This is a genomic window from Planktosalinus lacus (assembly GCF_014640155.1).
GTDB classification, from domain to species: Bacteria; Bacteroidota; Bacteroidia; order Flavobacteriales; family Flavobacteriaceae; genus Planktosalinus; species Planktosalinus lacus.
Genome location: NZ_BMGK01000001.1, coordinates 372387 through 398832, shown reverse-complemented (window position 1 = coordinate 398832; position 26446 = coordinate 372387). Strand labels below are relative to the sequence as shown.

General features: G+C 34.8%; 23 protein-coding genes and 1 tRNA gene. 12 read left to right on the top strand and 12 right to left on the bottom strand.

Going from position 1 to position 26446, the window contains the following annotated elements; translation table 11 throughout:
• The first annotated feature begins 87 nt into the window (after positions 1-87).
• The 6 genes from IEV69_RS01835 (at position 88) to rpoN (ending at position 8379) form a co-directional block, all read left to right on the top strand.
• A complete protein-coding gene (locus IEV69_RS01835; RefSeq protein WP_229741263.1) occupies positions 88-2148 on the top strand; it encodes a DUF5686 family protein in 2061 nt (686 codons plus the stop codon).
• Positions 2149-2245: 97 nt separating this feature from the next.
• Positions 2246-4639: an efflux RND transporter permease subunit gene (locus IEV69_RS01830; protein ID WP_188438866.1), complete on the top strand. Its 2394-nt coding sequence runs from the start codon at positions 2246-2248 to the stop codon at positions 4637-4639.
• An 84-nt stretch (positions 4640-4723) separates the two neighbouring features.
• On the top strand, positions 4724-6169 hold the full coding sequence (gene asnS / locus IEV69_RS01825) for an asparagine--tRNA ligase (RefSeq protein WP_188438864.1): 1446 nt from the start codon (positions 4724-4726) through the stop codon (positions 6167-6169).
• A 15-nt stretch (positions 6170-6184) separates the two neighbouring features.
• Entirely contained in the window at positions 6185-6496 is a 312-nt protein-coding gene (locus tag IEV69_RS01820) for a hypothetical protein (RefSeq protein ID WP_188438862.1), read from the top strand.
• Between the two features lie 20 nt (positions 6497-6516).
• Complete coding sequence (locus IEV69_RS01815) at positions 6517-6858, top strand: hypothetical protein (protein ID WP_229741262.1); 342 nt, start codon at positions 6517-6519, stop codon at positions 6856-6858.
• A 66-nt stretch (positions 6859-6924) separates the two neighbouring features.
• A complete protein-coding gene (gene rpoN, locus IEV69_RS01810) occupies positions 6925-8379 on the top strand; it encodes an RNA polymerase factor sigma-54 (protein ID WP_188438857.1) in 1455 nt (484 codons plus the stop codon).
• Positions 8380-8978: 599 nt separating this feature from the next.
• Here rpoN and IEV69_RS01800 read toward each other — a convergent pair.
• From IEV69_RS01800 to IEV69_RS01765, 8 genes are all read right to left on the bottom strand, one after another.
• Positions 8979-9683, bottom strand: a complete 705-nt coding sequence (locus tag IEV69_RS01800; protein WP_188438853.1) for an outer membrane beta-barrel protein — start codon at positions 9681-9683, stop codon at positions 8979-8981.
• A 102-nt stretch (positions 9684-9785) separates the two neighbouring features.
• Entirely contained in the window at positions 9786-10268 is a 483-nt protein-coding gene (locus IEV69_RS01795; protein WP_188438851.1) for an ExbD/TolR family protein, read from the bottom strand.
• Positions 10269-10285: 17 nt separating this feature from the next.
• Entirely contained in the window at positions 10286-10897 is a 612-nt protein-coding gene (locus IEV69_RS01790; RefSeq protein ID WP_188438849.1) for an ExbD/TolR family protein, read from the bottom strand.
• Between the two features lie 2 nt (positions 10898-10899).
• Positions 10900-11313: a hypothetical protein gene (locus tag IEV69_RS01785; protein WP_229741261.1), complete on the bottom strand. Its 414-nt coding sequence runs from the start codon at positions 11311-11313 to the stop codon at positions 10900-10902.
• A gap of 26 nt (positions 11314-11339) precedes the next feature.
• Positions 11340-12140 (bottom strand): MotA/TolQ/ExbB proton channel family protein, encoded by an 801-nt coding sequence (locus IEV69_RS01780; RefSeq protein WP_188438847.1) that lies wholly within the window; start codon positions 12138-12140, stop codon positions 11340-11342.
• An 82-nt stretch (positions 12141-12222) separates the two neighbouring features.
• Positions 12223-12310, bottom strand: a tRNA-Ser gene (locus IEV69_RS01775).
• A gap of 93 nt (positions 12311-12403) precedes the next feature.
• Positions 12404-13432 (bottom strand): asparaginase, encoded by a 1029-nt coding sequence (locus tag IEV69_RS01770; protein WP_188438845.1) that lies wholly within the window; start codon positions 13430-13432, stop codon positions 12404-12406.
• 23 nt (positions 13433-13455) lie between these two features.
• Positions 13456-14223: a TatD family hydrolase gene (locus tag IEV69_RS01765; protein WP_188438843.1), complete on the bottom strand. Its 768-nt coding sequence runs from the start codon at positions 14221-14223 to the stop codon at positions 13456-13458.
• A 76-nt stretch (positions 14224-14299) separates the two neighbouring features.
• Between IEV69_RS01765 and IEV69_RS01760 the strand changes: the two genes are divergently transcribed.
• The 5 genes from IEV69_RS01760 to IEV69_RS13935 all read left to right on the top strand — a co-directional run bounded on the left by IEV69_RS01760 (position 14300) and on the right by IEV69_RS13935 (position 19828).
• Positions 14300-14719: a retropepsin-like aspartic protease family protein gene (locus IEV69_RS01760; protein WP_229741260.1), complete on the top strand. Its 420-nt coding sequence runs from the start codon at positions 14300-14302 to the stop codon at positions 14717-14719.
• Between the two features lie 48 nt (positions 14720-14767).
• On the top strand, positions 14768-16789 hold the full coding sequence (locus IEV69_RS01755) for a tetratricopeptide repeat-containing sensor histidine kinase (protein WP_188438842.1): 2022 nt from the start codon (positions 14768-14770) through the stop codon (positions 16787-16789).
• The gene (locus IEV69_RS01750) at positions 16779-17411 is read left to right on the top strand and encodes a response regulator (protein WP_188438840.1); all 633 of its coding nucleotides are present in this window, start codon (positions 16779-16781) and stop codon (positions 17409-17411) included. The genes IEV69_RS01755 and IEV69_RS01750 overlap by 11 nt, the downstream gene beginning before the upstream one ends.
• A 165-nt stretch (positions 17412-17576) precedes the next feature.
• Positions 17577-18302, top strand: coding sequence for a hypothetical protein (locus IEV69_RS01745; RefSeq protein WP_188438838.1), 726 nt, complete (start codon positions 17577-17579; stop codon positions 18300-18302).
• Positions 18303-19318: 1016 nt separating this feature from the next.
• The gene (locus tag IEV69_RS13935; protein WP_262891954.1) at positions 19319-19828 is read left to right on the top strand and encodes a CAP domain-containing protein; all 510 of its coding nucleotides are present in this window, start codon (positions 19319-19321) and stop codon (positions 19826-19828) included.
• A 51-nt stretch (positions 19829-19879) separates the two neighbouring features.
• Here the strand turns inward: IEV69_RS13935 and IEV69_RS01735 are convergent, their stop codons facing one another.
• Positions 19880-20077, bottom strand: a complete 198-nt coding sequence (locus tag IEV69_RS01735; RefSeq protein WP_188438834.1) for a cold-shock protein — start codon at positions 20075-20077, stop codon at positions 19880-19882.
• A gap of 257 nt (positions 20078-20334) precedes the next feature.
• Between IEV69_RS01735 and IEV69_RS01730 the strand changes: the two genes are divergently transcribed.
• Positions 20335-20646 (top strand): HPF/RaiA family ribosome-associated protein, encoded by a 312-nt coding sequence (locus tag IEV69_RS01730; protein WP_188438832.1) that lies wholly within the window; start codon positions 20335-20337, stop codon positions 20644-20646.
• 4 nt (positions 20647-20650) lie between these two features.
• Here IEV69_RS01730 and IEV69_RS01725 read toward each other — a convergent pair whose 3' ends face one another.
• From IEV69_RS01725 to IEV69_RS13835, 3 genes are all read right to left on the bottom strand, one after another.
• On the bottom strand, positions 20651-20926 hold the full coding sequence (locus IEV69_RS01725; RefSeq protein WP_188438830.1) for a hypothetical protein: 276 nt from the start codon (positions 20924-20926) through the stop codon (positions 20651-20653).
• 25 nt (positions 20927-20951) lie between these two features.
• Positions 20952-22700 (bottom strand): aspartate--tRNA ligase, encoded by a 1749-nt coding sequence (gene aspS, locus IEV69_RS01720; protein ID WP_188438828.1) that lies wholly within the window; start codon positions 22698-22700, stop codon positions 20952-20954.
• 74 nt (positions 22701-22774) lie between these two features.
• A complete protein-coding gene (locus tag IEV69_RS13835) occupies positions 22775-26443 on the bottom strand; it encodes an efflux RND transporter permease subunit (protein WP_229741259.1) in 3669 nt (1222 codons plus the stop codon).
• Between the last annotated feature and the right edge of the window lie 3 nt (positions 26444-26446).

Below are 26446 nucleotides of genomic sequence, written 5' to 3'. Positions count from 1 at the left end.
CTAAGAGCCAGCATTCTATATTTACTTTTTACTGTTTTGGCTTTTGGCCAAAATGACACTGTCTTTTACAAACAGTCAAACAGAATTATGGAACAGGCAATCAGCCAGGTTTCTATAAATAATTCTGAGCACTCACTACAATCTTTTAGTTATAAAAGATACACCAAAGCTATTTTTAAAACACAAGAAGTATTAACTCAAGAACTATTGAGTGACGACTCAAACTTTTTATTTGAGGAAGTCTCACTTCATCACTTTGATCAAAAAAACAAACACACACAAACAGTTTTAAGCTCAAACATTCCGGGTTTTGAACAACCTTATTACCCATTATTTGTAAGACCATTTTATGCCGCATCTATCTATGAAAAAGAATATACAATTTTTGATAAACGCTTTCACGGTCCTCTTGCAAAAAATGCATTTAAAAACTATAAATATGAATTAATTCAAACAGACACTCAAAGCAATCACCCTTATTATATTATTCAATTTTCACCCTTGAATGATGATTCTGAAACACTTTTGGAAGGACAACTTTTTATAGATGTGGCTACTTTTGCTGTTCAAAAAGCAATTGTTCATCACAAAAAAAATATAGAAGCTACCATAATTCACCAATTTGAGTTTAAAGAGAAAGAGGGTATTTGGTTTCCTCAAAAAACATCGATGTCTGTTAGCCTTTTAAACTCACTGGAACCCTTTTATTTATTTGGAAAAAGAATTCCTTCAGGAAAATTGCCGGCAAATAATAATGAAAACCAAGTCTCCTATTTTGAAATCAACTCCTACATCACAGAAACCGGCTTCAATACAACCGAAGACTGGATAAAAAAAAGAGTTCAGGTAAATGCCCGTGAAACTCAAAACACCAAAGACAATACGTTCTGGAATGAATATAGATTGCACCCACTCACTGACGAGGAGCACCAAATCTACAAAGAGTCTGAAACGGTTGTCATCGACAAAGGTATTGAACGCAGAATTCAACGCATTGAAGATTTTGGGTTGGGTTTTTTAGAGTTGGGTTTTTTTGATTTGGATCTAAAATTTTTAATTAAATATAATAACTACGAAGGTTTTCGGTCTGGTTTGGGTGGAGTAACAAATGAAAAACTATCATCCTTTTTTAGTGTAGGCGGCTATTTAGTAAGAGGTTTTAAAGATGAAGCTTTCAAATATCAGGTGTCTACTGATTTTGAACTTTCCCGGAGAACAAACACAATATTAGGATTTACATTTACAGATGACATCGCTGAAATTGGAAGCCATCTGTATTTAACAGATCGTAGAACATTTTCACTTTTTGAGCCCAGATTGGTCAATATTTCAGAGTTTTATCAGTATCAGACCTGGAAAGCAAATTTAAGACATCAAATAATACCCGAAATTGATACAGAGCTACAATTTTCTAAAAGTGATATTGCCCAAACCGTAAATTATCAATTTTTAAATGATGGTAAAGCATTTTCAAACTACACTTTAAGTGAAATCAAAACTTCCATATATTGGTCTCCTTTTGGTAATTTTATGGAAACACCATTGGGTGTTACAGAATACAAGACAGGATACCCGAGGTTTTCCACGCAATTTACTCAAAGTGTAAAAGGGTTTCTTAACGGTGATTTTAATTATACAAAAATTGATTTTAGAACAGACTATTTGCTGGAACACATCAATCAGTCTTTTACAGAAATAATTCTGGAAGGCAATATGGCTTTTGGTGATCTTCCTTTAACACATAGCTATCACGCCTACCCAAACAGTCCAAATAAAGAGACAGTTATGAAACGGTTTTCTGTTGCCGGAATCCGCAGTTTTGAAACCATGTATTTTGGGGAGTTTTTTTCAGACAAATTAGCCACTTTTCAAATTAAGCATCAGTTAAAACCTATTCAATTATCTTCCCGGTTTCAACCTGAAATTGTTTTAATTAGCCGCCATGCGATTGGAACTTTTTCAAATGAAGAAAACCATGAAAGCATTGGTTTTAACACCCTTGAAAAGGGATATTCAGAATCTGGAATTGAATTAAATAAATTGCTTTTTGGTTTTGGCGCCAGCTTCGCTTATCGTTATGGGGCCTATCACTTACCACAAACACAGGATAATATTTCTTTTAAATTCACATTCAACCTAAAGCTGTAACTGTATTTATTCACAAATTCTTAACGCTCAAAATGCCTGTAATTTAGATGTCTTCTTCTAAAAGATTTCTACCTTTGCAATCTTTTTAATCAGCACAATGAAAAAGCCTGTTAACCTCAAAAATCCAAGTGTGTTCTGGAGTACTACTGCTCGTTTGATTCTCAGAAATCGCACACTTTTTTTGATTCTCATTGTATTGTCAACTGTTTTTTTTGCCAGCCAATGGAAACACATGCGCTTTTCAAATACTGAAGCCAATTTACTTCCGGATGATCACCCCATTAATGTAGAATACAACGAATTTCTGAAAATATTTGGTGAAGAAGGCAACCTTATTGTTATGGGAGTAAAAGACTCCACTGTGTTTTCTTCAGAAAAAATAGCAGCCTGGAATGCACTTCAGGACACTCTTGGAACTTTTAGCGAAGTAGCATTTACAATTGGACTTGACAACTTACAGATATTAGAAAAAAACGCAGAAGAACAACGTTTTGACTTAAAGCCATTTATTTCAAAAAATACCTCTGATGCGGTTGATTTTCATGATCTAGAATACCAACTTTACAACAAACTTCCTTTTTATGAAGGTTTAATTTACAGCCCCAATAAAAAAGGTTTCAGAACAATCATTGCTCTTGATAAAGACATTGTAAACACAAGCGCCAGAAAAGACTTTATTTTAAACCATTTAATCCCCTTGATTGAATCGTTTGAAAGCACTCATCAAATCGAGGTGTACACCTCCGGAATGCCCTACATTCGCACGCTGAATTCCAAAAACATCATTGACGAAATCAGTCTATTTATTGGAGCAGCGTTGTTGGTAACTTCACTGATTTTCTTTTTCTTTTTCAGGTCATTCAGAGCCACTTTAATTACTATGCTTACTGTGATGATTGGTGTGATGTGGTGTTTTGGTATCCTTGGTCTATTGGGTTATGAAATTACAATTTTAACAGCTCTTATTCCTCCTTTGATTATCGTAATTGGCGTCGCCAATTGCATTTTTTTTATAAACAAATATCAAAAGGAAATCAAAACTCATGGCAATCAAGCTAAATCTTTACAGCGTGTTATTTCAAAAGTTGGAAATGCTACTTTACTAACCAATATGACAACTGCATCAGGGTTTGCGACGTTTGCGCTTACTCAAAGCACATTGCTTGTAGAGTTTGGAACAGTTGCCTCCTTAAGTATCATTGCTGTTTTTGTGCTTTCGCTATTGATTATTCCCATTGTTTATAGCTATATGGCCATCCCCAAATACAAACATTTAAAACATTTAAATAAAAACTGGATTGGCAAATTAGTGAAATGGCTTGTAGTTATGGTGCGTCATCATCGCTTTGCCATTTACACCTCTACAGTAATATTACTTTGTGTAAGCATCATTGGTATTTATCAAATGAAAGTTTCAGGAAGTATTGTTGAAGATATGCCTAAAAAAGCTGCTTTCTTTGATGATATCCGCTTTTTTGAGTCTGAATATGATGGTATTATGCCGTTGGAAATACTAATAGACACCAAACGAAAAGAAGGAGCAATGGCTGCTGCCACGTTGCGCAGAATTGATCAATTACAGGATTTTATCAAGGAAATTCCTGAATATTCAAAACCAGTTTCAATTGCAGAAACCGTAAAATATGCCAAACAAGCTTTTTATAATGGAAATCCAGAATACTACCAATTACCAACATCACAAGAACGCAATTTTATATTGCCTTATGCTAAAAACAGCATTCAAGAAAATAATTTACTGGAAAGCTACATAGACTCTACCGGTCAATATGCGCGTATCACCACGTTTATGAAAGACACTGAAATGGATCGTATGCAGCGCATTGAAGAAGAATTACACGAAGAAATTGCAAAAATATTTCCTGAAGAACGCTATACAGTTACTGTAACCGGAAAGGCGGTTTTATATCAAAAAGGAACAAGCTATTTAATTAAAAATCTGCTCATTTCACTTTCATTAGCTATTTTATTGATTGCGCTTTTTATGGCTTGGATGTTTAGAAGTTTCAGGATGATTTTGATTTCATTAATTCCCAACTTATTACCTTTAATTATTACCGCCGGAGTCATGGGGTTCCTGGGGGTACCCATCAAACCCTCCACCATATTGGTTTTCAGTATTGCATTCGGAATTTCAGTAGATGACACCATTCACTTTCTGGCCAAATACCGTCAGGAACTCATTGCCAATAACTGGAAAATAAAACGATCAGTGTATGGTGCATTGAAGGAAACCGGTGTGAGTATGTTTTATTCTTCCATTGTCTTATTTTTTGGATTCTCTGTCTTTATGATTTCCAGTTTTGGAGGTACCGTAGCATTGGGTGGTTTGGTATCGGCAACCTTACTCTTTGCTATGCTTTCAAACCTCTTGTTATTACCTTCATTGCTGCTTTCGCTCGAAAAGAGTATTGCCAACAAAAAAACATTGCGAAAACCACCTATGGATATAATTTCTGAAGAAGAAAAATAAGTTACATTACTGATACTTTCAGGTATATATACTTGTAAGCTTATTAACTAAAAATTATCTTTGCTTAATAAAAATCAACACACTATGCAGCAACATAAGAAAGTACTGGAGGTTATACAAAGTGATCCTTCATTGATTGAACTAACTGTAAAAGGATGGGTAAGAAGTTTTAGAAGTAACCGCTTTATCGCCCTGAATGATGGTTCAACAATTCACAATTTACAATGTGTAGTTGATTTTGAAAATTTTGACGAAGCTTTGTTAAAACGCGTCACTGTGGGTGCGGCCATTGCTGTTACGGGCCATTTGGTTGAGAGTCAGGGACAAGGTCAAAATGTAGAAATTCAGGTTAGTAAACTTGAGATATTGGGTGATGCAGACACTGAAGAGGTTAAACTCACCATACTTTCACCTAAAAGACACAGTCTTGAAAAATTAAGAGAACAAGCTCATCTAAGAGTTAGAACCAATACGTTTGGAGCCATTATGAGGGTGCGTTCCAAACTTTCGTTTGCCGTTCATGAATATTTTCATAAAAACGGTTTTTATAATGTACATACTCCCATCATTACAGGGAGTGATGCCGAAGGCGCAGGAGAAATGTTCAGGGTTACCACAATGGATTTAAAAAATGTACCAAAAAACGATGACGGAAGTATCAACTTCAAAGAAGACTTTTTTGGAAAAGAAACCAACCTTACTGTGAGTGGACAGCTTGAAGCTGAAACCTATGCGATGGGACTTGGGCAAGTATACACTTTTGGACCTACATTCAGGGCAGAAAACTCAAATACCTCAAGACACCTTGCTGAATTCTGGATGATTGAACCCGAGGTTGCTTTCAACGATCTGGCAGCCAATATGGATCTTGCTGAAGATTTTATTAAATATGTCATCAACTACCTTGTTGAAAATTGTCAAGATGACCTCGCTTTTCTTGAACAACGCCAACAACAGGAAGATAAATCAAAACCAGAAGCTGAACGTAGCCCAATGCCTCTTATGGAAAAGCTTCAATTCATACTCGAAAACAATTTTAAGCGCGTAAGTTATACTGAAGCCATTGATATTTTAAAAGATTCAAAACCTAACAAGAAAAAGAAATTTAAATATCTTATTGAAGAATGGGGTGCCGATTTACAAAGCGAGCATGAACGCTTTCTTGTAGAAAAGCACTTTAAATGTCCGGTCATTTTATTTGACTACCCTGCAAAAATTAAAGCCTTTTATATGCGCTTGAACGATGACAAAAAGACGGTGAGAGCAATGGATATTTTGTTTCCCGGAATTGGCGAAATTGTTGGAGGATCTCAACGTGAAGAGCGTTATGATGTATTGAAACAAAAAATTGATGAATTAGGCATCGACGAAAAAGAGCTTTGGTGGTACCTGGAAACCAGAAAATTTGGCACTGCAGTTCACAGTGGGTTTGGTTTAGGTTTTGAACGCCTGGTGCTTTTTGTTACTGGAATGACAAACATAAGGGATGTGATACCTTTTCCAAGAACTCCGCTTAATGCAGAGTTTTAGAAATAAACCTAAAGGTTGAGTTTTCAAAACAAAATAAAGTGCCCAAATTGTGGCTTTTTTAATACCAATAGTGATTACTGTGTTAAATGTGGCACCCTTATAAATCCCAAATTAAAACGCGATCTAGAAGATAAAAAACGTGTTGCTGAGCAAAAAGCAAAAGAGCAGGCCACACCAAAAAGTAAATTTGGACAATTTATTGAACGTAACAGGGCTCATAAGAACATCATTATTCGTTTGTTTTTTCAATTTATTTATGGCATTTGGTTTATAGTGATGGCCATTGGGGCTTTTATCGCTTGGCTATTTGCCGCTGTTGCTGCATGATATTAATAAAACAACCCTTTATGATTGCAGCCTTTCTGGTTGCTTTGACTATATACACGTGTCAAGTGCTAGGAATTGGTTTGCCAACTTTTATCAATAATTATGTCAATAATCTGCTTTGTATTCCATTAGTTTTGACACTTTGCTTAATAGTTTTACAAAATATTAAGAGTGACAATCGCCTAACAATCCCTATCTTTGTGATAACAAGTGTTACGCTCTATTACATCTTCTATTTTGAATGGTATTTACCAAATGTAAACCCACGTTACACAGCCGATATAATTGACGTAAGCTTGTATATTGCCGGAGGTGTGATTTTTTATTTTTTACAGAATAAATACATTTCCCAACCCACTTAATTTAATGAATAAACTTGCAAATAATACAATATATGTGTAATTTAAGTTTGCACTAGAAGTTAACAAATGCTGAAGCAACACTTACAATTTAAACTCTCTCAAAAGCTGTCACCTCAACAAATACAGTTGATGAAGCTTATTCAGTTGCCTACACAACAGTTTGAGCAGCGGATAGCTCAGGAAATGGTAGACAATCCGGCATTGGAGGGTGGAAAAGAGGAGCAAGAAGATTTTGATGACAACTTCAGCAACGAAGAATATGATGATGATCATGAACACATTGATACAGAGGACATCAATATTGATGAATATTTAAGCGATGATGATGTGCCTGATTATAAATACCAGGCCAACAATTACAGCTCAGATGATGAAGACAAACAGGTTCCTTATGCTTCAGGAACCTCTTTTAACGAATTTCTTCAAACACAACTGAACACGTTTCACCTTACGGAAGAAGAAGAAGAAATTGCCAAGTTTTTGGTGGGAAGTATAGATGAAAGTGGATACATAAGACGCCCAGTGCAAGATATCATGGATGATCTTGCTTTCACCCAAAATGTTTTTACTACTGAAGAAACCATTGAAAAAGTTTTACACATAGTGCAGGAACTCGATCCTGCGGGTGTAGGTGCTAGGAATTTACAAGAATGCCTTTTGCTACAGCTCGACCGAAAAACACCCACAGCAGCCGTAAGTTTAGCCTACAGAATTTTAGAGGAGGCTTTTGATGCTTTTAGTAAAAAACATTATAATAAACTTTTACAAAAATTTGAGATTTCTGAAGATGAATTGCGAGCTGCCATCAATGAAATTGAACATTTAAACCCAAAACCCGGTGGAACCTATTCCGGTAATAACAAAATTGTAGAGCACATCATTCCTGATTTTGCAATCAGAATAACTGATGGTAATCTCGAATTAACACTCAATGGCAGAAATGCACCGGAATTGCATGTATCAAGAGAATACACAAATATGCTTAAAGGCTATAAAGAAGCCTCAGAGAAGTCAAAATCCCAAAAAGATGCCGTTCAGTTTATCAAACAAAAACTCGATGCAGCAAAATGGTTTATTGATGCAATAAAACAACGTCAGCAAACCTTGTTTGTTACTATGAATGCCATTATGCATTATCAGGAAGAATATTTTTTAAGTGGAGACGAACGAAAATTACGCCCCATGATTTTGAAGGATATTGCTGATGAAATCAATATGGATGTCTCTACTGTTTCCAGAGTAGCAAACAGCAAATATGTTGACACTCCCTATGGCACTAAGCTCATCAAAGAGTTTTTCTCTGAATCGATGAAAAACGATCAGGGTGAAGATGTGTCTACCAGGGAGATTAAAAAAATATTGGAAATCACTATCAGTGAAGAAGATAAGCGCAAACCGCTCACTGATGATAAATTGGCTAAAATTCTGAAAGAAAAAGGCTATCCAATTGCCAGACGAACAGTAGCCAAGTACCGTGAACAACTCGATATTCCGGTTGCTCGAATGCGTAAGGAATTTTAATGAATTTCTTTTTTAAAATAGCAGCCTGGTTTTTTCATCCTTTATTGATGCCGCTTTTAGGAGTTATCTTATATTTTTATGTCACTCCCAGGTTTATCTTTCCTGAAATTGTGTATTCAAAATTGATTGTGGTGTTTATCCTTACCTTTTTAATACCCATCCTTTTAATTTTTTTATTAAAAACTACACGTGTTATTAACTCGGTTCATTTAAATGAAGTGAAAGAACGCCGATACCCGCTGATGTTCCAGTGTTTTTTATTTGTTTTAATCATAAGAATTGTTTTTAGCCCTTCCCAGTACCCTGAACTTTATTTCTTTTTTGTAGCAATACTCATCTCCACTATAACCGCATTTATATTGGTATTATTCAAGTTTAAAGTCAGTTTACATACGATTGGAATTTCAGGCATTACAATGTTTCTAATTGCTTTGAGTATTCATTTCAAAATAAATGTGCTGGTGATTATATCTTTACTTCTGTTAGCAAATGGTTGGGTAGCAAGTTCAAGGATGTATACAAATTCACACTCTCCAATTGAACTTCTGTTTGGATTCTTTATCGGTGCTTTACCACAACTTATTTTATTGAACTATTGGTTATAAGATATAGAACATTAAACCAATTTTGATTGCCGTCATATTAATTGGCACACCTTCAACCGTTGCATCGCTGTTAAAAAAGGAATTTATGTTGTATTGCACTTGAAAGTTAATATTGTTAAACCCAAAATTCATGAAGGCAGTATATCGAAGACGGTTAAACTCATCAATCGTACTGTATTTTAATTTCTCATTATCATTTTTAAAAACAGATTTAAAATAAAATACATATCCCAATTTAACTCCTCCATAAATCCGCCAAAACTTATAGGACTCAGGTGTAGATGTGCGCCATCTAAGTTCAAGCGGCAATTCTATCTCGTGGGTTTCAAATCTGTTTTTATCAAAATCAAAATCATCGTTGAGCACTATGAAAACAGATTCATCGTTTTGATTATTTCCAACAAATAAATTATGTCCGTAGTTATTGTAAGCATACCCTAAACCAGCGGCTAAAGCAATATTTCTTCTCTCATTTATTGGCATATCTCTTAGAAAACCAAAATGCATACTACCAACAAAGCTCTCTGTTTTAACACCTTTTGGTCTTTGGTTAAGGAAGTTTACAGTTATACCTACATAAAACTGATCTTCTCTGTAAAGGGAGTCCACTGTTGCTTTATTCTGCTCATCTGTATTTTGAGCCATCAAATTAAAAGGTGTCAGCAGAAAAAACGCAAAAAAGCACAGAATTAATTTCATTATTAGATGTTCATTTCAACGCTAAGATACTATTTTTACTAAGAAAAAACGCCTTGATTAATTTAATCAAGGCGTTTTAAATAGTTAAAACTTTTAAGTTTATTATTCAAGGTTTGAAGCTGCATCACCATCTCTTGTGGTGTAATTAATTTTAAGAGCATTTACTTGACGCAGTTCTTGCTTGATATCAGAAACAAGTCCCATATTGGTTTCTCCATCTACTTTGAGTGATGTAGTTAAAAAGGGAACCAGTTCTTCTCTCTTGCTTTCTCTTTCTGCTTGAATAAAGGCTTGCACATCATTAACATTGGCAAATTTGTCATTCAATTGTATTCTGGCTTCTGTACCATATTGTCCTTGATATCTTGGCAAGGGTTTCCCGGCATAGATGTACATTACTAAATCTTTTTTATCCAGTTTTTCAACTTCATCTGCTGTTGGCAATACATTTTCAATCAATGGTGTGGTTTGTCTTAAAACCGTTACCACCATAAAAAAGAATAATAACATGAATACAATATCAGGTAAAGATGCTGTTGATATTCCCGGTGTTCCACCACCTGTTTTTTTCTTAAACTTAGACATAGTCTTTATTTGATATATTAATCTCTTCTTTTGGGTTCTGCCTCAGAAAGTTTTTGAGGATACATTGCTTTAAGTACACTTAATTGTTGGTCCAGCTTTTCCTTATCTCCTCTCCAATTGGGGTCAGCTTTGTTTTTTTCCATTTCCCTGTAAGTTTGACCATACAAACGCTGCGCTTCTCTATCTCTCAAATCATTGTATGCCGCCACCAATTCATTCTGGACTGCGATATACATTTTGTAGCTTGTAAGACGGTCATTTTGCAATGAAATCACTGCTTTATCAGGGTTGTCTGATGAAGATGGATCTTTGGGTCCTTGGCAATAGTCACAAGCCTCATCACCAACACCTCCACCGTTATCCAAAAATTCAATTGCTTGTTGTCTTAAATCTTTCAATTCAGCAGGGTCGTCATTAACCAGCAATTGATCATCTTTGTTTACAAGAACAATAAAGATATTTTTCTTTCTGATATCGGGGATATCCTGATTATCATCTATAGGCGGAAGTCTTCGGCTAATACCACTATCTGTCTCGATGGTTGTTGTAACCAAGAAGAAGATAAGCAGCAAGAAGGCAATATCTGCCATCGAACCCGCATTCACTTCCGGTGCTGATCGTTTAGCCATAATTAGTTTTTAATTAATTTTTGAATACCTGAGAAAATCATCAATCCTATTGCAATTATTGCCAGGAAGTAAAAAGTTCTCAAACCTGTTCCTACCCATTTTGATCCTCTTTCAGAGACTATTTGTACACCGTCTTTTGTTACTTCAACCCCTTCAGAAAGGAAGTAAGAAATCACAATAACCAAAACAAATAAAACTACAGATATCAGTGTTTTCTTTAATGCATCTTTATGTGTGAATAATTGTGTGAATGAAAACAACACAGTAAACAACACAGCTATTGCCAAAACAGCATAAGCGATATTCATATATAGTGAAATGTAGTTTTCACTTCCTGTGAGAATAGTAGCAAGTAATGCTATCCCAATAAGAGATAAAATCAAAACCACAATTCTTAAAATTTTATGTAAAGCCATAGTATCGTATTATGGTATTAGTATTTTTATTTGTTTTTGTGTGCCACTAAGATATCAATCAAAGTGATAGAAGCATCTTCCATATCGTTCACAATTCTATCAATTTTAGCAATGATATAGTTGTAAAATATTTGAAGAATAATTGCTACAATAAGACCAAATACGGTCGTTAAAAGTGCTACTTTAATACCACCTGCAACAAGTGATGGTTGCATATCTCCGGCTGCTTCAATTTTATCAAAGGCAATAATCATACCGATTACAGTACCCATGAAACCAAGCATTGGTGCAAGAGCGATAAACAATGAAATCCAAGAAACGTTTTTCTCCAATTGCCCCATTTGAACACCACCATAAGCAACTACCGCTTTTTCAGCAGCGTCGACGCTTTCATTGGCTCTGTCAAGACCTTGGTAGTAAATAGAAGCCACAGGACCTTTAGTATTTCTACACACTTCTTTTGCAGCCTCAACACCTCCACTTTGAAGTGCATCTTCAACCTCCTGAGCTAATTTTTTTGTATTTGTTGTAGAAAGGTTTAGGTATATAATTCTTTCAATAGCAATGGCCAAACCAAGAATTAAACACAATAATACAATCCCCATAAAGCCGGGACCACCCTCAATAAAACGCTTTTTTAATTCTTGATGAAAACCTAAGCTTTCTTCAGCTTCGGGCATTTCATCCTGAAGTGACACCACAGTGGTTGTCGTTGTGATTGTTTGAATATCTTCAGGGTAAGCCTGAGTTTCATTGTATGCATTTGCATTAACTGATACAGTTAGCACTAATGCTGCAACTGCTAAAATAGAAAATAATCTTTTCATTGCTATCGTCTTAAAAGTTTGATTTTTAGTTAAGGGTTTAAAGATATAAAAATTATTATTTAAAATACAATTTAATATTTTGCAGAGAGGAAGGGATTCGAACCCTCGATACGCTTTTGGCGTATACACACTTTCCAGGCGTGCGCCTTCGACCACTCGGCCACCTCTCTATTCATTCTAACAACACCGATATGGTTGAACGTTTTAACAGCGTGCCAAATAACAAAAAAAATCTTACTTAGTAAAATTTTAGTTGGTTAAATTTACATCATTTCTCCTCTCAAAGAAGTTTCAAATATGGTTTTGAAGACTTTAGAGGAAATTTGCTGACCCAGGAGGTACATTAATTTTGTTATTGCAGCTTCTGTGGTTATGTCTTTACCTGAAATTACTCCTAATTTTTGCAATTTCACACTGGTTTCATATTGCCCCATTGCTACACTCCCACCCGAACATTGTGTGACATTAATTACAGGAATTCCTCTGTTAATAGTTGCTTCAATAATGTCTAAAAACCATGGTTCGTCTGTTGCATTTCCTGCACCATAGGTCTCTATTACCACCCCTTTCAAAACAGGCTGACTCAACATGTTTTTAAGGATGGTTTCTGAAATACCCGGAAACAATTTAATGAGCATCACATCAGTTTCCAGATCAAAATGTATTTGCAGCTTTTTTCTTTTGGAAAGTCTAAACAGTTTTTCTTCTCTAACAGAGAGATGCACCCCACTTTCAATTAAAGGAGGATAATTTAAAGAAGCAAATGCCTCAAAGTGCTCGGCATTGATTTTAGTAGTTCTGTTTGCGCGGTATAATTTATATTCAAAATACAATCCCACTTCAGTGACTACAGGTTTTTCTTTTTCGAGTAAGCTTGCTATTTGAATGCTGGTAATTAAGTTTTCTTTGGCATCAGTTCTAAAATCGCCAATGGGTAGTTGTGAACCGGTAAAGATTACCGGTTTTGAAAGGTTTTCCAGCATAAAACTTAGTGCTGAGGCAGTATAAGACATGGTATCACTTCCGTGCAACACTACAAAACCATCTGTAGCCTCATAATTTTCCTGAATAATTTTTGCTAACTGTACCCAATATTTGGGATGCATATTTGAGCTGTCAATCGGGTTTTCAAAACTGAGGGTTTTAATGTTGCAATCAAGTAATTTCAATTCGGGAATGTGTGCCAGAAGTTCATCAAAATTAAAGTTTTTTAATGCCCCCGATTCAAAATCTTTGATCATTCCAATCGTTCCACCGGTATAAATAAGAAGTATGTTTGGTTTTTTTCTCATTAGTCAAATGTGCTTTTCTGGAGTTAAACTCCAAATATTTCTTTTGAATTTTGGGTTGTTATTTTGGCTACTTCTTCAATTGAGATACCATAAATTGTTGCCACTTTTTCTGCCACATTCAGAAGGTAGCTACTTTCGTTGCGCTTACCGCGAAAGGGTGCCGGAGCCAGATAGGGTGCATCGGTTTCCAATACAATTTCTTTGATAGGAATTTGATTTAAAAATTGGTCAATTTTTCCGTTTTTAAATGTCACCACACCTCCAATCCCCAATTTCATATTGTATGACAACGCTTTTTGGGCTTGCTCATAAGTTCCAGTAAAACAATGAAAAATCCCGTATAAACTTTCATCTTTTTCACTTTCAAGCACTTCAAATATTTCATCAAAGGCCTCTCTGCAATGAATCACTATGGGTAGTTTCTTTTTTTTAGCAAGTTGAATTTGCCTTTTAAAAGCTGTTTTTTGGATTTCTAAAGTTGAAGTGTCCCAGTACAGGTCTATTCCAATTTCGCCCACAGCATAAAAATCGCGTTCTTCAAATTGATTTTCTACAAAGTTGAGTTCTTCCTCATAATTCTCTTTGACCGATGTGGGGTGCAACCCCATCATCAAAAACACAGCCTGGGGATACTTTTTTTCCAACTGATACATCGCTTGTGTGTAGTTTGAATCAATTGCAGGAATAAAAAAACGTTTGACGCCTGCATCCAATGCTCTTTGCATCATCTGCGGTTGGTCTTCAATAAATTGATCACTGTAAAGATGTGTATGGGTATCAGTTAAAATCATAAATGCAAATCTAATTGATTTTCTTAAGTTATCTTTGCGAAAAAAGATTATAGAAGTGAGCAGTCTAAGAAAATTTATGGAATCTAAGAACTTTCAGCGGGTTTCTTTAAAAAAAATCAATTCAAACCATTTTGAATTAAAGGCGAAAGTAAATGGAGTAAAAGGGAATTTTATTTTAGATACCGGCGCTTCAAACAGTTGTATTGGCAGTGATAGTATCGCCCATTTTAATTTGGATGTTGCAGAAAGCGAAGTAAAAGCTGCAGGAGCCGGGGCCACAAACATGTTTACTCAAATTGCCGAAGGATATACGCTTGATATTGGCGATTGGAGACAAAAGAAAGCAGATTTTGTGGTCTTTGATTTGCAACATGTAAATGAAGCGCTTCAAACAGCCAATGCAGATGCTGTTAATGGAATTATTGGGGCAGATGTTTTAAAAAAATCAAGAGCTGTAATTGATTATGGCAGAAATTGTTTGTATTTAAAAACTTAACTTTGTCAGGATATTGAATTTTGTATCTTTAAAACAAAAAAGCTACCAGTGATAAAAAACCTACCTAGCAGCTTTCTAATATTCTTTTTTGTTTTTTCTGCTTTTTCACAAGACAAGTCGGAGGAGTATCTCTCTGTAATTGACACTACTCAAAACATCACTTTAAAACTCAATTCAATTGACTCTTTACTTACAAAATATTGGGAAGTCAAAAATTTTGATGATTTTATAAATCAATCTGAAAACTACCTCAAACTTGCTGAAGAAAACAATATGTATGATGAAATGGCAAAAAAAGCCATGAATCTCAGTTACCCCCTCATCAATATTAAGGACAATCCCAAAAAGGCAATAACTATCTTAAACAGTGTAATTCAATATGAAGATCAACTGACTGATAGTTTTTTAAAAGGAGGGGTTTATCTAAAAAGAGGTGGAGCATTTTTTAATTTTAATCTCACAAAGGCTATAGAAGACTACACATTAGCAATAGAAAAATTTAAAGAAAAGGATGGGATTTATATAGCAGACGCCCATTTATTCAGAGGACAGGCATATTCAGGATTGGGCCAATTTGTTGCAGCCAGTGAAGATTATAAAAAAGCCTATGATTATTTTGAAAAGGAGAAGGATTATGAATACATGCTTCATGCTCGCAGTGGCGAAATAATCATGTACAGCAAGAATGGTTTTCTTGAAAAATCAATCACTCAAAGGGAGCAATTGATTGAAGATTTGAAGAAATTAAACCTGCATCAATACCTGACAAGTCAATATTATAATCAATCCATAGATTATAAAAAATTAAAAAACTACCCAATGCGTTTAGAGTATCTTGAAAAGGCACTCACTTTTGCAGACTCCACAAATCAGCCTGCCTTTAATTATACAGCTATTTACAGTTCATTATCAGATCACTTTTCAATAACAAAAAACCTTCAAAATGCATCTTTTTATTTAAAAAGAGCTGAAGAATTCCTTCCCAAAGTTTCAAGTGATATTTATGCTAATTCTATTTATTTAATGGCGCTCATTGAGTATCAAAATCAAAATGGCTTACTTGAAGAAGCTAAAGTCAATGCACTAAAACGAATTGATTTACTTGATGAAATGAGTCTAGATGAAGAAACCATTAACACTCACCAAACTTTGTCTGAAATCTATTTTGAATTGGGGGATTATCAAAATGCTTTTGAGCATTTAAATTTATTTTCAAGCATTAAAGATTCTTTGTACAATCAAACCAAAACAAATGCACTGGTATATTATCAAACCCTTTATGAAACAGAGCGAAAAGAAAAAGAACTCTTTGAAAAGAAAAGTAATATTGCCATCCTGGAAGAAAAAAATGATGCCTTAAAAAAACAATACCTTTTTGGAGGTGTTACCCTCACACTTGGTTTCATCCTATTATTTCTTTACAAAAATCAACGTGATCTTAAAAACAAAAAAGAACTTCAAGAAAAGTATACTCAAGATTTACTTATTGCTCAAGAGGATGAAAGAAAAAGAGTTTCAAAAGATTTGCACGATGGAGTTGGGCAAAGCTTACTTCTTATAAAAAATAAAGTTGTTTTAATTAAAGATGATTCTACTAAAAATCTTGTAGAAAATGCCATTGAGGAAGTGCGTTCAATATCGAGAGCGCTGCATCCCTTTCAATTACAGGAAATGGGCATTACTAAAGCAATTCAAAACATTATCTATCAAATTGATGAATCTACAGAGCTATTTATTACTTCTGAAATCGCTTCCATTGACGGTTTATTTAATATTCAGCAGGAAGTGAATATTTTTAGAATTGTTCAGGAGAGTTTTAACAATGTGATTAAACACTCTGAAGCGACTTCAATTCAATTTGATATAACAAAAGAAAAAAACAATATCAAAATTAAGTTGACAGATAACGGTAAAGGGTTTGATTTTTCAGAAAGATATAAAGATTTTAATAGTCTTGGATTGAAAACACTCAAAGAACGCACACGCTTTTTAAGCGGAGTTATGAAAGTTGACTCACAAACAAACAAAGGAACCCGGTTAGAATTTATCATACCCTATTATGAAAAATAAAACAATCATAACTGCAGATGATCACCCGCTTTTATTGAAAGGGTTAAATGATTTTCTTCTTGAAAAAAACTACAACATCATTGGTAGTGCCAATGACGGAAAACAAGCGCTTGCTTTAATCGAAAGTTTAAACCCCGATATTGCCATTTTAGATATTCAAATGCCCAATTTGTCGGGTCTTGATGTTGCTAAAATATGTAACGATAATAGGTCTAGAACAAAAATCATTCTCATTACTTTTCACAAAGAAGCTTCTTTATATTTTGAGGCAAAAGAATTGAATGTCTTTGGCTATCTTCTCAAAGATTTTGCAATTGAAGAAATAGAAAACTGCATTTCATCGGTGCTTGATAATGTTCCTTATTTTAGTTTAAAAATAAAACAATTGCTCAATTTAGATTCATCTGAAAATCTTTTAATTAAATCCCTTACTCCTTCAGAAAGGAAAATATTAAAATATATTTCTAAAGATAAAACCACAAAAGAAATTGCTGAACTGCTTTCTGTATCACCTCGAACTGTTGAAAAGCACAGAAGTAACATCATTCAAAAACTCAACATTGAGCCCAAAACAAACTCACTTCTAATTTGGGCAAAAGAACACCAAAATCAAATAAGTTAGCAAAAATTAAAAAAACTCGTTACTGTCATTTTGACACACATAATTAATTTGGTATTTATATTGATATTAAGAGAAAAAATTATAGATAGGTTAGATTAGGTTTGACCAGCCATTTTATATTATCATAAAATATTATTTTTAATTATTAACTTAAATTTTTTTGTTATGAAAACTTTTAAATTTTTAATTTTCAATTTTATTTTATTTTTATTTTTCACTTCACTTACCTCTTGCAGTAAAGATGATTTGTCTAAAACTTCTTCAATCGACAATTCAAATATAGAGGTTAAACAATCCTTTAATAAAGAATTAGATGCTCAACAGATTGGCGAATATCATAATATAGCAGTTAATTTATATCTTAATTACGGAAATGGCGATAAGAAAACCGTCAAAGAAATTGAGCAGTCGGTAATTAATTTGATGACTGAAAACTATCCAAGTTTAATGTCAGGATTTGAAATTACTAAAGATTATAATTTCTTAACTGCCGCATATAACGATACATCAATAAATCAACAAAGATTAGAACAAATTATCAATAGTGCATTTTTGCAAATTTCTGCTAATAAGAATATAACTACTGAATTCTCTAATTTTATTAAAAACCTAACATTGGAAGATGATTCAATTTCAAATAAATTAAAAAGAATTGATTCTTACAGTATACAGAGTAGTGATGAATCAGAATTGCTAAATACTTATAGAGAAGTTTTAATTGCATCAAATGAACTATGGAGTAATCGTTCCTCTGGAATGAAAATATCTTGTAGCTCTGGAGTAATCGCAGCTGATGCAGTAGGTGCTGCAACAGGTTTGTTTGGTGGTCCACTTTGGTCTATTATCCAAGGTGCAGTTGTTTCAATCGCAGTAAACGAAGATTGTGAATAGTAAGTAATTGTTTAATTAAGGATGCTGTTTTATTACAGCATCCTTTAGTTCTTTTGATTATGAAAAAGGTTTTATTTGCATCATTTTTAATAGGATTAGTTATTTTTTTCTCTTATTTAATATTCTGGGAGTTTGAAGATGTTTCATTTTATATCTTAACTTTAATTTTTACTATTTTAGGTATTTTACTTTATCCAGTAGATAGAGGTTTTAAATCACGAAAAGATTTTCTTATTTTTCCCTTCTTGATTTTTGTTGTTTTTTCAATTATAAATCTAGTGTGGATTAGAAGCTACGAACAGAGCTTATCAATTCTAAATCTAATTTTCGGTATTTTTGGATTTGGAACCTTTTATTTGACACAGAGAAAAAAAATTGTGTGAAAATAAGTTTTGCTAATAATGAATAAAAAAATAGGGCAAAAAGTGCTTAATCGAAAGGTCTGTGTGTATTTGTTAAGTAGCCAAATTTTTAAATTTAGTATAATTAAAAAGACAAAAGTTAATTAACAAAATTTTAAAAATTTGGCTTTAGCTTAATCCAAAAAGTATCGCTTACAACTGCCCTACTTTTCTTATACTAGACTGTTAATAACTATTTAAAAAATACGTACTTACACTTAGCATTTTTTAATACTACTTACTTATATTTGTAGGAAAATAAAACTGTTACTTCTTTAACGCCCCATAAAAAGTAATATTTAGTCGATAAAACGAGTGAACTAAAATTTAACTTTTATGAAATTTTCATTACCTGTTCTCATCAGGGTGGCGGCTCTGTTAATCATTTTACTCAATTTAATAGTTCTTTTTTATTAAAGAATATTCAATTCAGGATAACAATGAACGACCTAGACACATCAAAGTCAAAGTTGAGCAAATTCTTGCTTCTTAGCATTATTATTATAGCATTGGCAGTAATAATTCTTAACCTTATCGCACTGTTTCAATAACTTTTTTAGTAGGGTATTTTTCATCTTATTTGTTTTTATTACATAACCATTTTAAAACAAAAAAGTGAATTATCCCCAAATCACACTCCAAAGGTCAATTTTCTTTGTATTGATCTCTTTAAGTTTTTACTCATGCTCAAAAGATGAGTTAATAAAAGAAAACACTCAGATCACATCAAATCAATCTCAAATTGAATTTACACGAGATTATCAGTTTGAAAATCAGTTTTTGATAATTTTAAATAATTACTTGAACTCTAATAATTATAACCAATTGGAAAGAATTCCAGAAGCAGATGAAGTTGCTAATCTTCACACCCAAAACATGATTGAAGTAAATTCATTGCACCATGACAATTTTTCTGAACGCCAACACTATTTTGTAGATTTAGGCTATACTACTCTCAGAGAAAATTTAGCAATGGGATATTCAAATCCTGAAACGCTTTTAAATGCCTGGCTGCAGAGCCCTTCCCATAAAAGTGCAATTGAGTCAAACAGTCATAAAACAGGTCTAAGTATTTTAAAAAACCAGAACGGAAAGTACTTCATTACCCAGCTTTATATAAAATAAAAAAACCCACTCCAAAAAGTGGGTTTTAAGCAATCAATAACGTATATCTCTTTAGTCATGAATCACTCTCACTTGAGCAGCTACCACGCCTTTTCTACCTTCTTCTTCTACGTACTCTACTTTGTCACCTTCGTTTAATGCTTCGCCGTTTAATCCTGAGGCGTGCACAAAAATGTCTTTTCCTGTGTCGTCATTAGTTATAAAACCATAACCTTTTGACTCGTTAAAAAATTTTACTGTTCCTTCCATTGTAATAAAATAAATAAATTAATAATAGTGTAAAGATAACAGAATATTGATTGAAATGTTAAAAAAAACCAAAAAATATTTCAATCTTCTTGTTTTTCACTTCTCATGTTGAAGAATTTCTTATCTCTAAATCTTTCATAATTAACATAGTTTCAGTATCAATTTTAAATTAAAAAATAAAATCTTAATGTTTTACAAAGCCTTTTTTTATCTGAAAGTAGAGTCTTAACTTAGTGAAAACAAAAAATCTAGAATCAATGCAAATTCAAATCAATTCAGACAATAACATAGTAATCGATAAAAGAAAAAAAGAATATTTTTCTTCGATGATTGAAAAATCCCTAAACCGTTTTGATGGCATCACAAGAATCGAAGTTCACTTGAGTGATGAAAACAGCGAAAAGTCCGGCACAGACGACAAAAGATGTCTTCTCGAAGTTCGAATGAATAACCGACAACCCATCGTGGTTACCAACCAATCAGACACACTTGAAAAATCAATTTCCGGAAGTCTTGATAAAATTAAAAGTAAGATTGATACTATTTTAGGGAAATTAAGAAATAGCTAGGTTTTTAACTATCGCTTGAGGTTTGATTTTTAGAAGCAGCCTCTTTGTTTGTTTCAAACTCTCTCATTTTTTTAAAACTATCTTTTGTGAGCATATAATCTTTGACATCCCTGTCTTTCCATCGATGGTATAAGAACATAGGCATCACCACAAAAAAGCCGGCTGCAACACCTAGACCAATGAGTAGATCACCTAGGCCTAAATCTTCAGATTTATAATAAAAACCTGAAACGACAAGACCAACAGCTGCCAAGAAAAATAGCTTAATTAGAACCTTCATACTACAAATTGGTTTAGCATATAAATTACAAATTAATTTTTAAATGCAGTTCTTCAAGTTGTGCTTTATCAATTGGTGCAGGAGCATCAATCATTATATCTCTCCCTGAATTGTTTTTAGGAAATGCTATAAAGTCTCTAATAGTTTCCTGCCCACCTAAAATAGCAACAAGCCGGTCCAAACCAAAAGCAATCCCACCGTGAGGGGGCGCTCCATATTGAAAAGCTTCCATCAAAAACCCAAATTGAGCTTTTGCTTCTTCCGGAGTGAACCCTAAATAGTCAAACATTTTTTCCTGTACCTCTCGATCGTGAATTCTTATGGAACCACCACCTATTTCATTACCATTCAATACCAAATCATACGCATTTGCCTTTACAGCCCCTGGGTTGGTTTTGAGTAACTCCATTTGTCCGGGTTTTGGAGATGTAAACGGGTGGTGCATGGCGTGAAATCGCTGCGTTTCTTCATCCCATTCAAGTAATGGAAAATCTACCACCCAAAGGGGTGCAAATTCATTTGATTTCCTGAGACCTAATCGGGTTGCCATTTCCATGCGGAAAGCACTTAGCTGAGCTCTTACTTTGGTGGTTTCACCTGAGAGCACACAAATCAAATCACCGGCTTTTGCTCCGGTTTTCTCAGCCCATTTTGCCAGGTCTTCTTCAGAATAAAATTTATCAACTGAAGACTTAAAGGTTCCATCTTCATTACATTTTACATACACCATTCCCAGTGCACCCACTTGTGGGCGTTTTACCCAGTCAATGAGGGCGTCAATTTCTTTTCTGGTATAGCTTGCTCCACCGGGAACTGCAATACCCACAACCAGTTGAGCATCATTAAACACTTTAAAGTCTTTGTGTTGAGCAACCTCATTGAGCTCGCCAAATTCCATTCCAAACCGAATGTCCGGTTTGTCATTTCCATATCTTTTCATCGCCTCATCATAGGTCATTCTGGAGAATTTCTCAATGGCTACTCCTTTGATTTCTTTCAGCAAATAACGGGTAAGGCCTTCAAAAGTTTTGAGAATATCTTCTTGTTCTACAAAAGCCATTTCACAGTCAATCTGTGTAAATTCCGGTTGGCGGTCTGCTCTTAAATCTTCATCTCTAAAGCACTTTACAATTTGGAAATACTTGTCCATTCCACCCACCATCAAAAGTTGCTTAAAGGTTTGTGGTGATTGTGGCAGTGCATAAAACTGTCCTTCATTCATTCGGGATGGCACCACAAAATCGCGTGCTCCTTCAGGGGTTGATTTTATTAAATAAGGAGTTTCTACATCTACAAACCCTTGATCTGAAAGGTATTTTCTCACTTCCATACTTACCTTATGGCGAAAAATCAAATTGTTGCGCACCTGATTTCGACGTATGTCTAAATAGCGATACTTCATTCTTAAATCTTCACCGCCATCTGTTTTATCTTCAATGGTAAAAGGAGGTGTGAGGGATTGGTTTAAAATATCCAGCTTTTCGACAAGTATTTCAATCTCACCTGTGGGAATGGCCGTGTTTTTTGACTCGCGTTCAATGACTTTTCCAGTAACCTGAATGACAAACTCTCTCCCGAGTGTTTTAGCTTTTTCCATCATTTCGACGGGTGTGCGTTCTTCATCAAAGATGAGTTGGGTAATGCCATAACGGTCACGTAAATCTACCCAAATCATAAATCCTTTGTCACGGGATTTTTGCACCCATCCGGACAGGGTTACGGTTTCATTTATTTGAGTCGCTCTTAATTCTCCACAGGTATGAGTTCTGTACATCGTTTTAAATTCTTAGAAATGAGGTTGCAAATTTAGTAGAAAAAAAATCCCCAAGTAAACTTGGGGAGGTTTTATTAAGCAGTTGTTTTTATTTTTGTTTCGTTTTTATGAGTATCAAACCTAATTTTTGCCCGATTCAATAAATAGAACATCGTAGGGATAATCACCAATGTTAAGAAAGTAGCAAAGGTTAAACCAAAGATAATAGTCCACGACATAGGTTTCCAGAACATATTATTATCTCCACCAATATAAATTTGCGGATCAAATTCTGTAAAAAGGGTGAAGAAATTTAGATTTAATCCAACTGCCAGGGGTAACAACCCAAGGATTGTGGTAATGGCCGTTAGCAAAACCGGACGCAAACGGTTTGTTCCGGCGGCAATGATAACTTCCCGGTATTGTTCGCGTGTTAATAATTGTTCATAAGGGATATCGAGCTCATCCTTTTTTCGATCAATTAGAAGTTGTGTATAGTCAATCAATACGATGGCATTGTTCACAACAATTCCTGCCAGGGAAATGATTCCCATCATGGTCATTAATACAACAAAGTCCATTTGAAAAATTACAAGCCCAAACAACACACCAATAAAACTCAATACAATGGCTGCAAAAATCATAATGGGTTTTGAAATTGAATTGAACTGCCCAACGATAATTAATAAAATCAAAAATAACGCAATCACCAAAGCACCTGACAAAAACTCCATGTTTTTTGCCATTTCTTCTTGTTCACCTGTAAATGCATAGGTCATTTCCTTCGGTAAAGGATAATTTACCATGGAAGTCTCAATTTTTTGAACAGTTTCTGTTGGGTTAAAGCCTTCCAGCACGTTTGAATAAATGGTAATCACCCTTTTTAAATCTTTACGTTTTATCGAACTGAAGGTCGCCAGATTTTTGGTGGTCACTAAGGTTGAAAGCGGAATCTGTTTTAAAACCCCTTTGTTATCTCTGAAGGTAATGTTTTGATTGAACAAGGCATTTTCATCATAGCGGCTCTCTCCGTCAAAACGCACTACAATATCGTGATCATCATCTCCTTCCTTGTAGGTAGAGGCATCAAATCCATAAATTGCTGAACGAAGGGCCTGTCCTACCTGCGCAGTTGAAACACCCAACTCACCGGCTTTCATTCGGTCAACCACTACCTCCATTTCTGGTTTGTTTTGGTTTACATCCAGATTCAGGTCTTCAATTCCAGGAATATTCTGGCTGTCAATATAGGCCTGAATATTTCTGGCTTCATCAATGAGTTCAAAATAATCTTCCCCTTTTAATTCAATATTGATTGCATAACCGGCAGGAGGACCTGCCTGATCTTTTTCAGCAATAATACTCACTCCGGGATGGCCTTGAACTGCTTCTCGTATTTCAGTTAAGACATCAGAGCTGCTTACTTTATCACCCTCTTCATTGAAACGATATTTATATTCTCTAAACAGTACAGTTACTTTTCCCCGATGGGGCATTTCATTTTGTGAAGCACCATCGGTCATTGGGTTTCCGGCACCTTCACCCACCTGTGAAATGATGGACTCAGCCATATAATTATAGGTTTCGCCATCCTCCTGATACTGGTATTTTTCCAACACATCAAAAACCTGTTGCTCTACGATTTTGGTCAGCTCATTGGTTTTTTCAATAGCAGTCCCTTCGGGATATTCGATATAGACTATCGCCTGATTGGGTTGATTTTCGGGAAAAAATAACACTTGGGGAGTAAACAATCCAAAGACCAAAAAAGCCAATCCTAAGAGGCCTACAGTGCCAAAAAAGAACCGATACGCATTGCTTCCTTTTAAAGCAAAATCAAGAAATTGCTGGTAGTGTTTTTCAATTTTTGGCAGTGTTTTGAATTGAAACCTTTTGGATGCAGGGATCAACATATATTTGAAAAACCATAACGAGATAGAAACAAAAATGAATAGGTTTCCAAAACCTACCAGCGCTTTGGGGCCACCTACATATCCTAAGATTGTAAACAGTATACCTACTGCAAACACTCCCAGGCCTTTGCGTAAAAGTGCTGTTTTGGTTCGGTTTTTCCAACCAATAAAAATTTGAATCAATGAAACAATAAGGATTATAGGCCCTAAAACCTTAAAAATTATATGGGTGTCGAGCAATCCTGAAATTAACAATAAAAGTCCAAAACCAAACAAAGCTCCACTAATCTTCACAATGGTTTTTCTTGACATTACATCTTCCTGGGTTTTCATTAATGTTGAGGTGAGCATTGCATTGATTACCAAGGCCACAAAAAGAGAAGAAAAGAGTACTACCGAAAGTGTCATCGGAAAGAATATCATAAATTTTCCCATAATACCCGGCCAAAATCCAAGTGGCAAAAAGGCAGCCAAAGTAGTAGCTGTAGATGCAATAATGGGCCATGCAATTTCTCCCACTCCTTGTTTGGCAGCTTCCATTCTGGGCATTCCTTCATCCATCAACCTGTAGACATTTTCTACAACTACAATTCCATTATCCACCAACATTCCAAGTCCCATTACTGTGGCAAAAAGCACCATGGTGTTCAAGGTTAAATTAACGCCAGAAAAATCACCTGCAATGGGTAACAGTAAAAATGAGAGTAAGATTGAAAGTGGTATGGCAATCCCTACAAACAAGGCATTTCTAAATCCCAGAAAAAACATTAAAACGCTTATCACCAGGATAACCCCAAATATTATGCTGTTTTCAAGCTCTGCTACTTGATCTTTAGTTCTTGTAGACTGGTCGCTGGTGATGGTAATTTCTAAATCATCGGGAAGGTAAGTTCCCAATGCTTCAGGTATGTGTTCTTTAATTTTTTCCATAGCGGAAATCATATTTTCTCCGCCTTTCTTTTTTATACTTAACATAACCACCGGCTTGCCATACTCACGGGCAAAAGTAGTGGCATCTTTGGGTCTGAAATTAATGGTTGCAATGTCTCTTAAATAAACCGCTCCTTCATCTTCTTTTACAACAATACCTTCAAGCTCTGAAGGGTTTTCAATTTCACCAATCACACGAATGTTTCTCCGCATTCCGTTTTCAATGATATTTCCACCGGAAATTGTAGTGTTTTCATCTTGAATAGCTCCAATAATTTGATTAAAGCTCACCTCAGCAGCCATCATTTTATACATGTCAACCGCTACCTCAACTTCTTTATCTTGGACTCCCAAAAGTGTAGCTTCTTTTACCTCAGTAAACTCTTCGAGCCGGTCTTGCAGATCTTCAGCAAATTTTTTGAGTTGCTCTTGCGTGTAATCGCCTTTGAGGTTGAGTTGCGCAATGGGCATAATCTCAGAAATATTGAGATCAAACACATTGGGTTCTACTTTTACTCCCCCATCAAGAGTGGGCCAATCTTGCAGTGCTTTTACGGCGTCGACTTTATCTTTGACAAGTGTTTTGGCATCCTGGATTGTAATTGATTCTTCAAATTCAACAGTAATCATTGAGTAATCCTGCAATGAATTTGAAGTAACTTTTACCACTCCTGAAATATCGTTGATTTCTTCTTCCAGAGGCTTGGTAACACGACGTTCCACATCTTCAGCTGAATTCCCCGGAAGTAATGAGCTTACATATACTTTATTTTCAATTACTTCAGGAAATGATTCTCTGGGAAGGTTGAGGTAAGACATCAAACCGCCAAATGTAATAATGGCAATCAACACAAACACAGTCATTTTGTTATTAATTGACCAGTTTGATAAGCCAAAATATTTTATTTTTTTCTCTGCCATAGT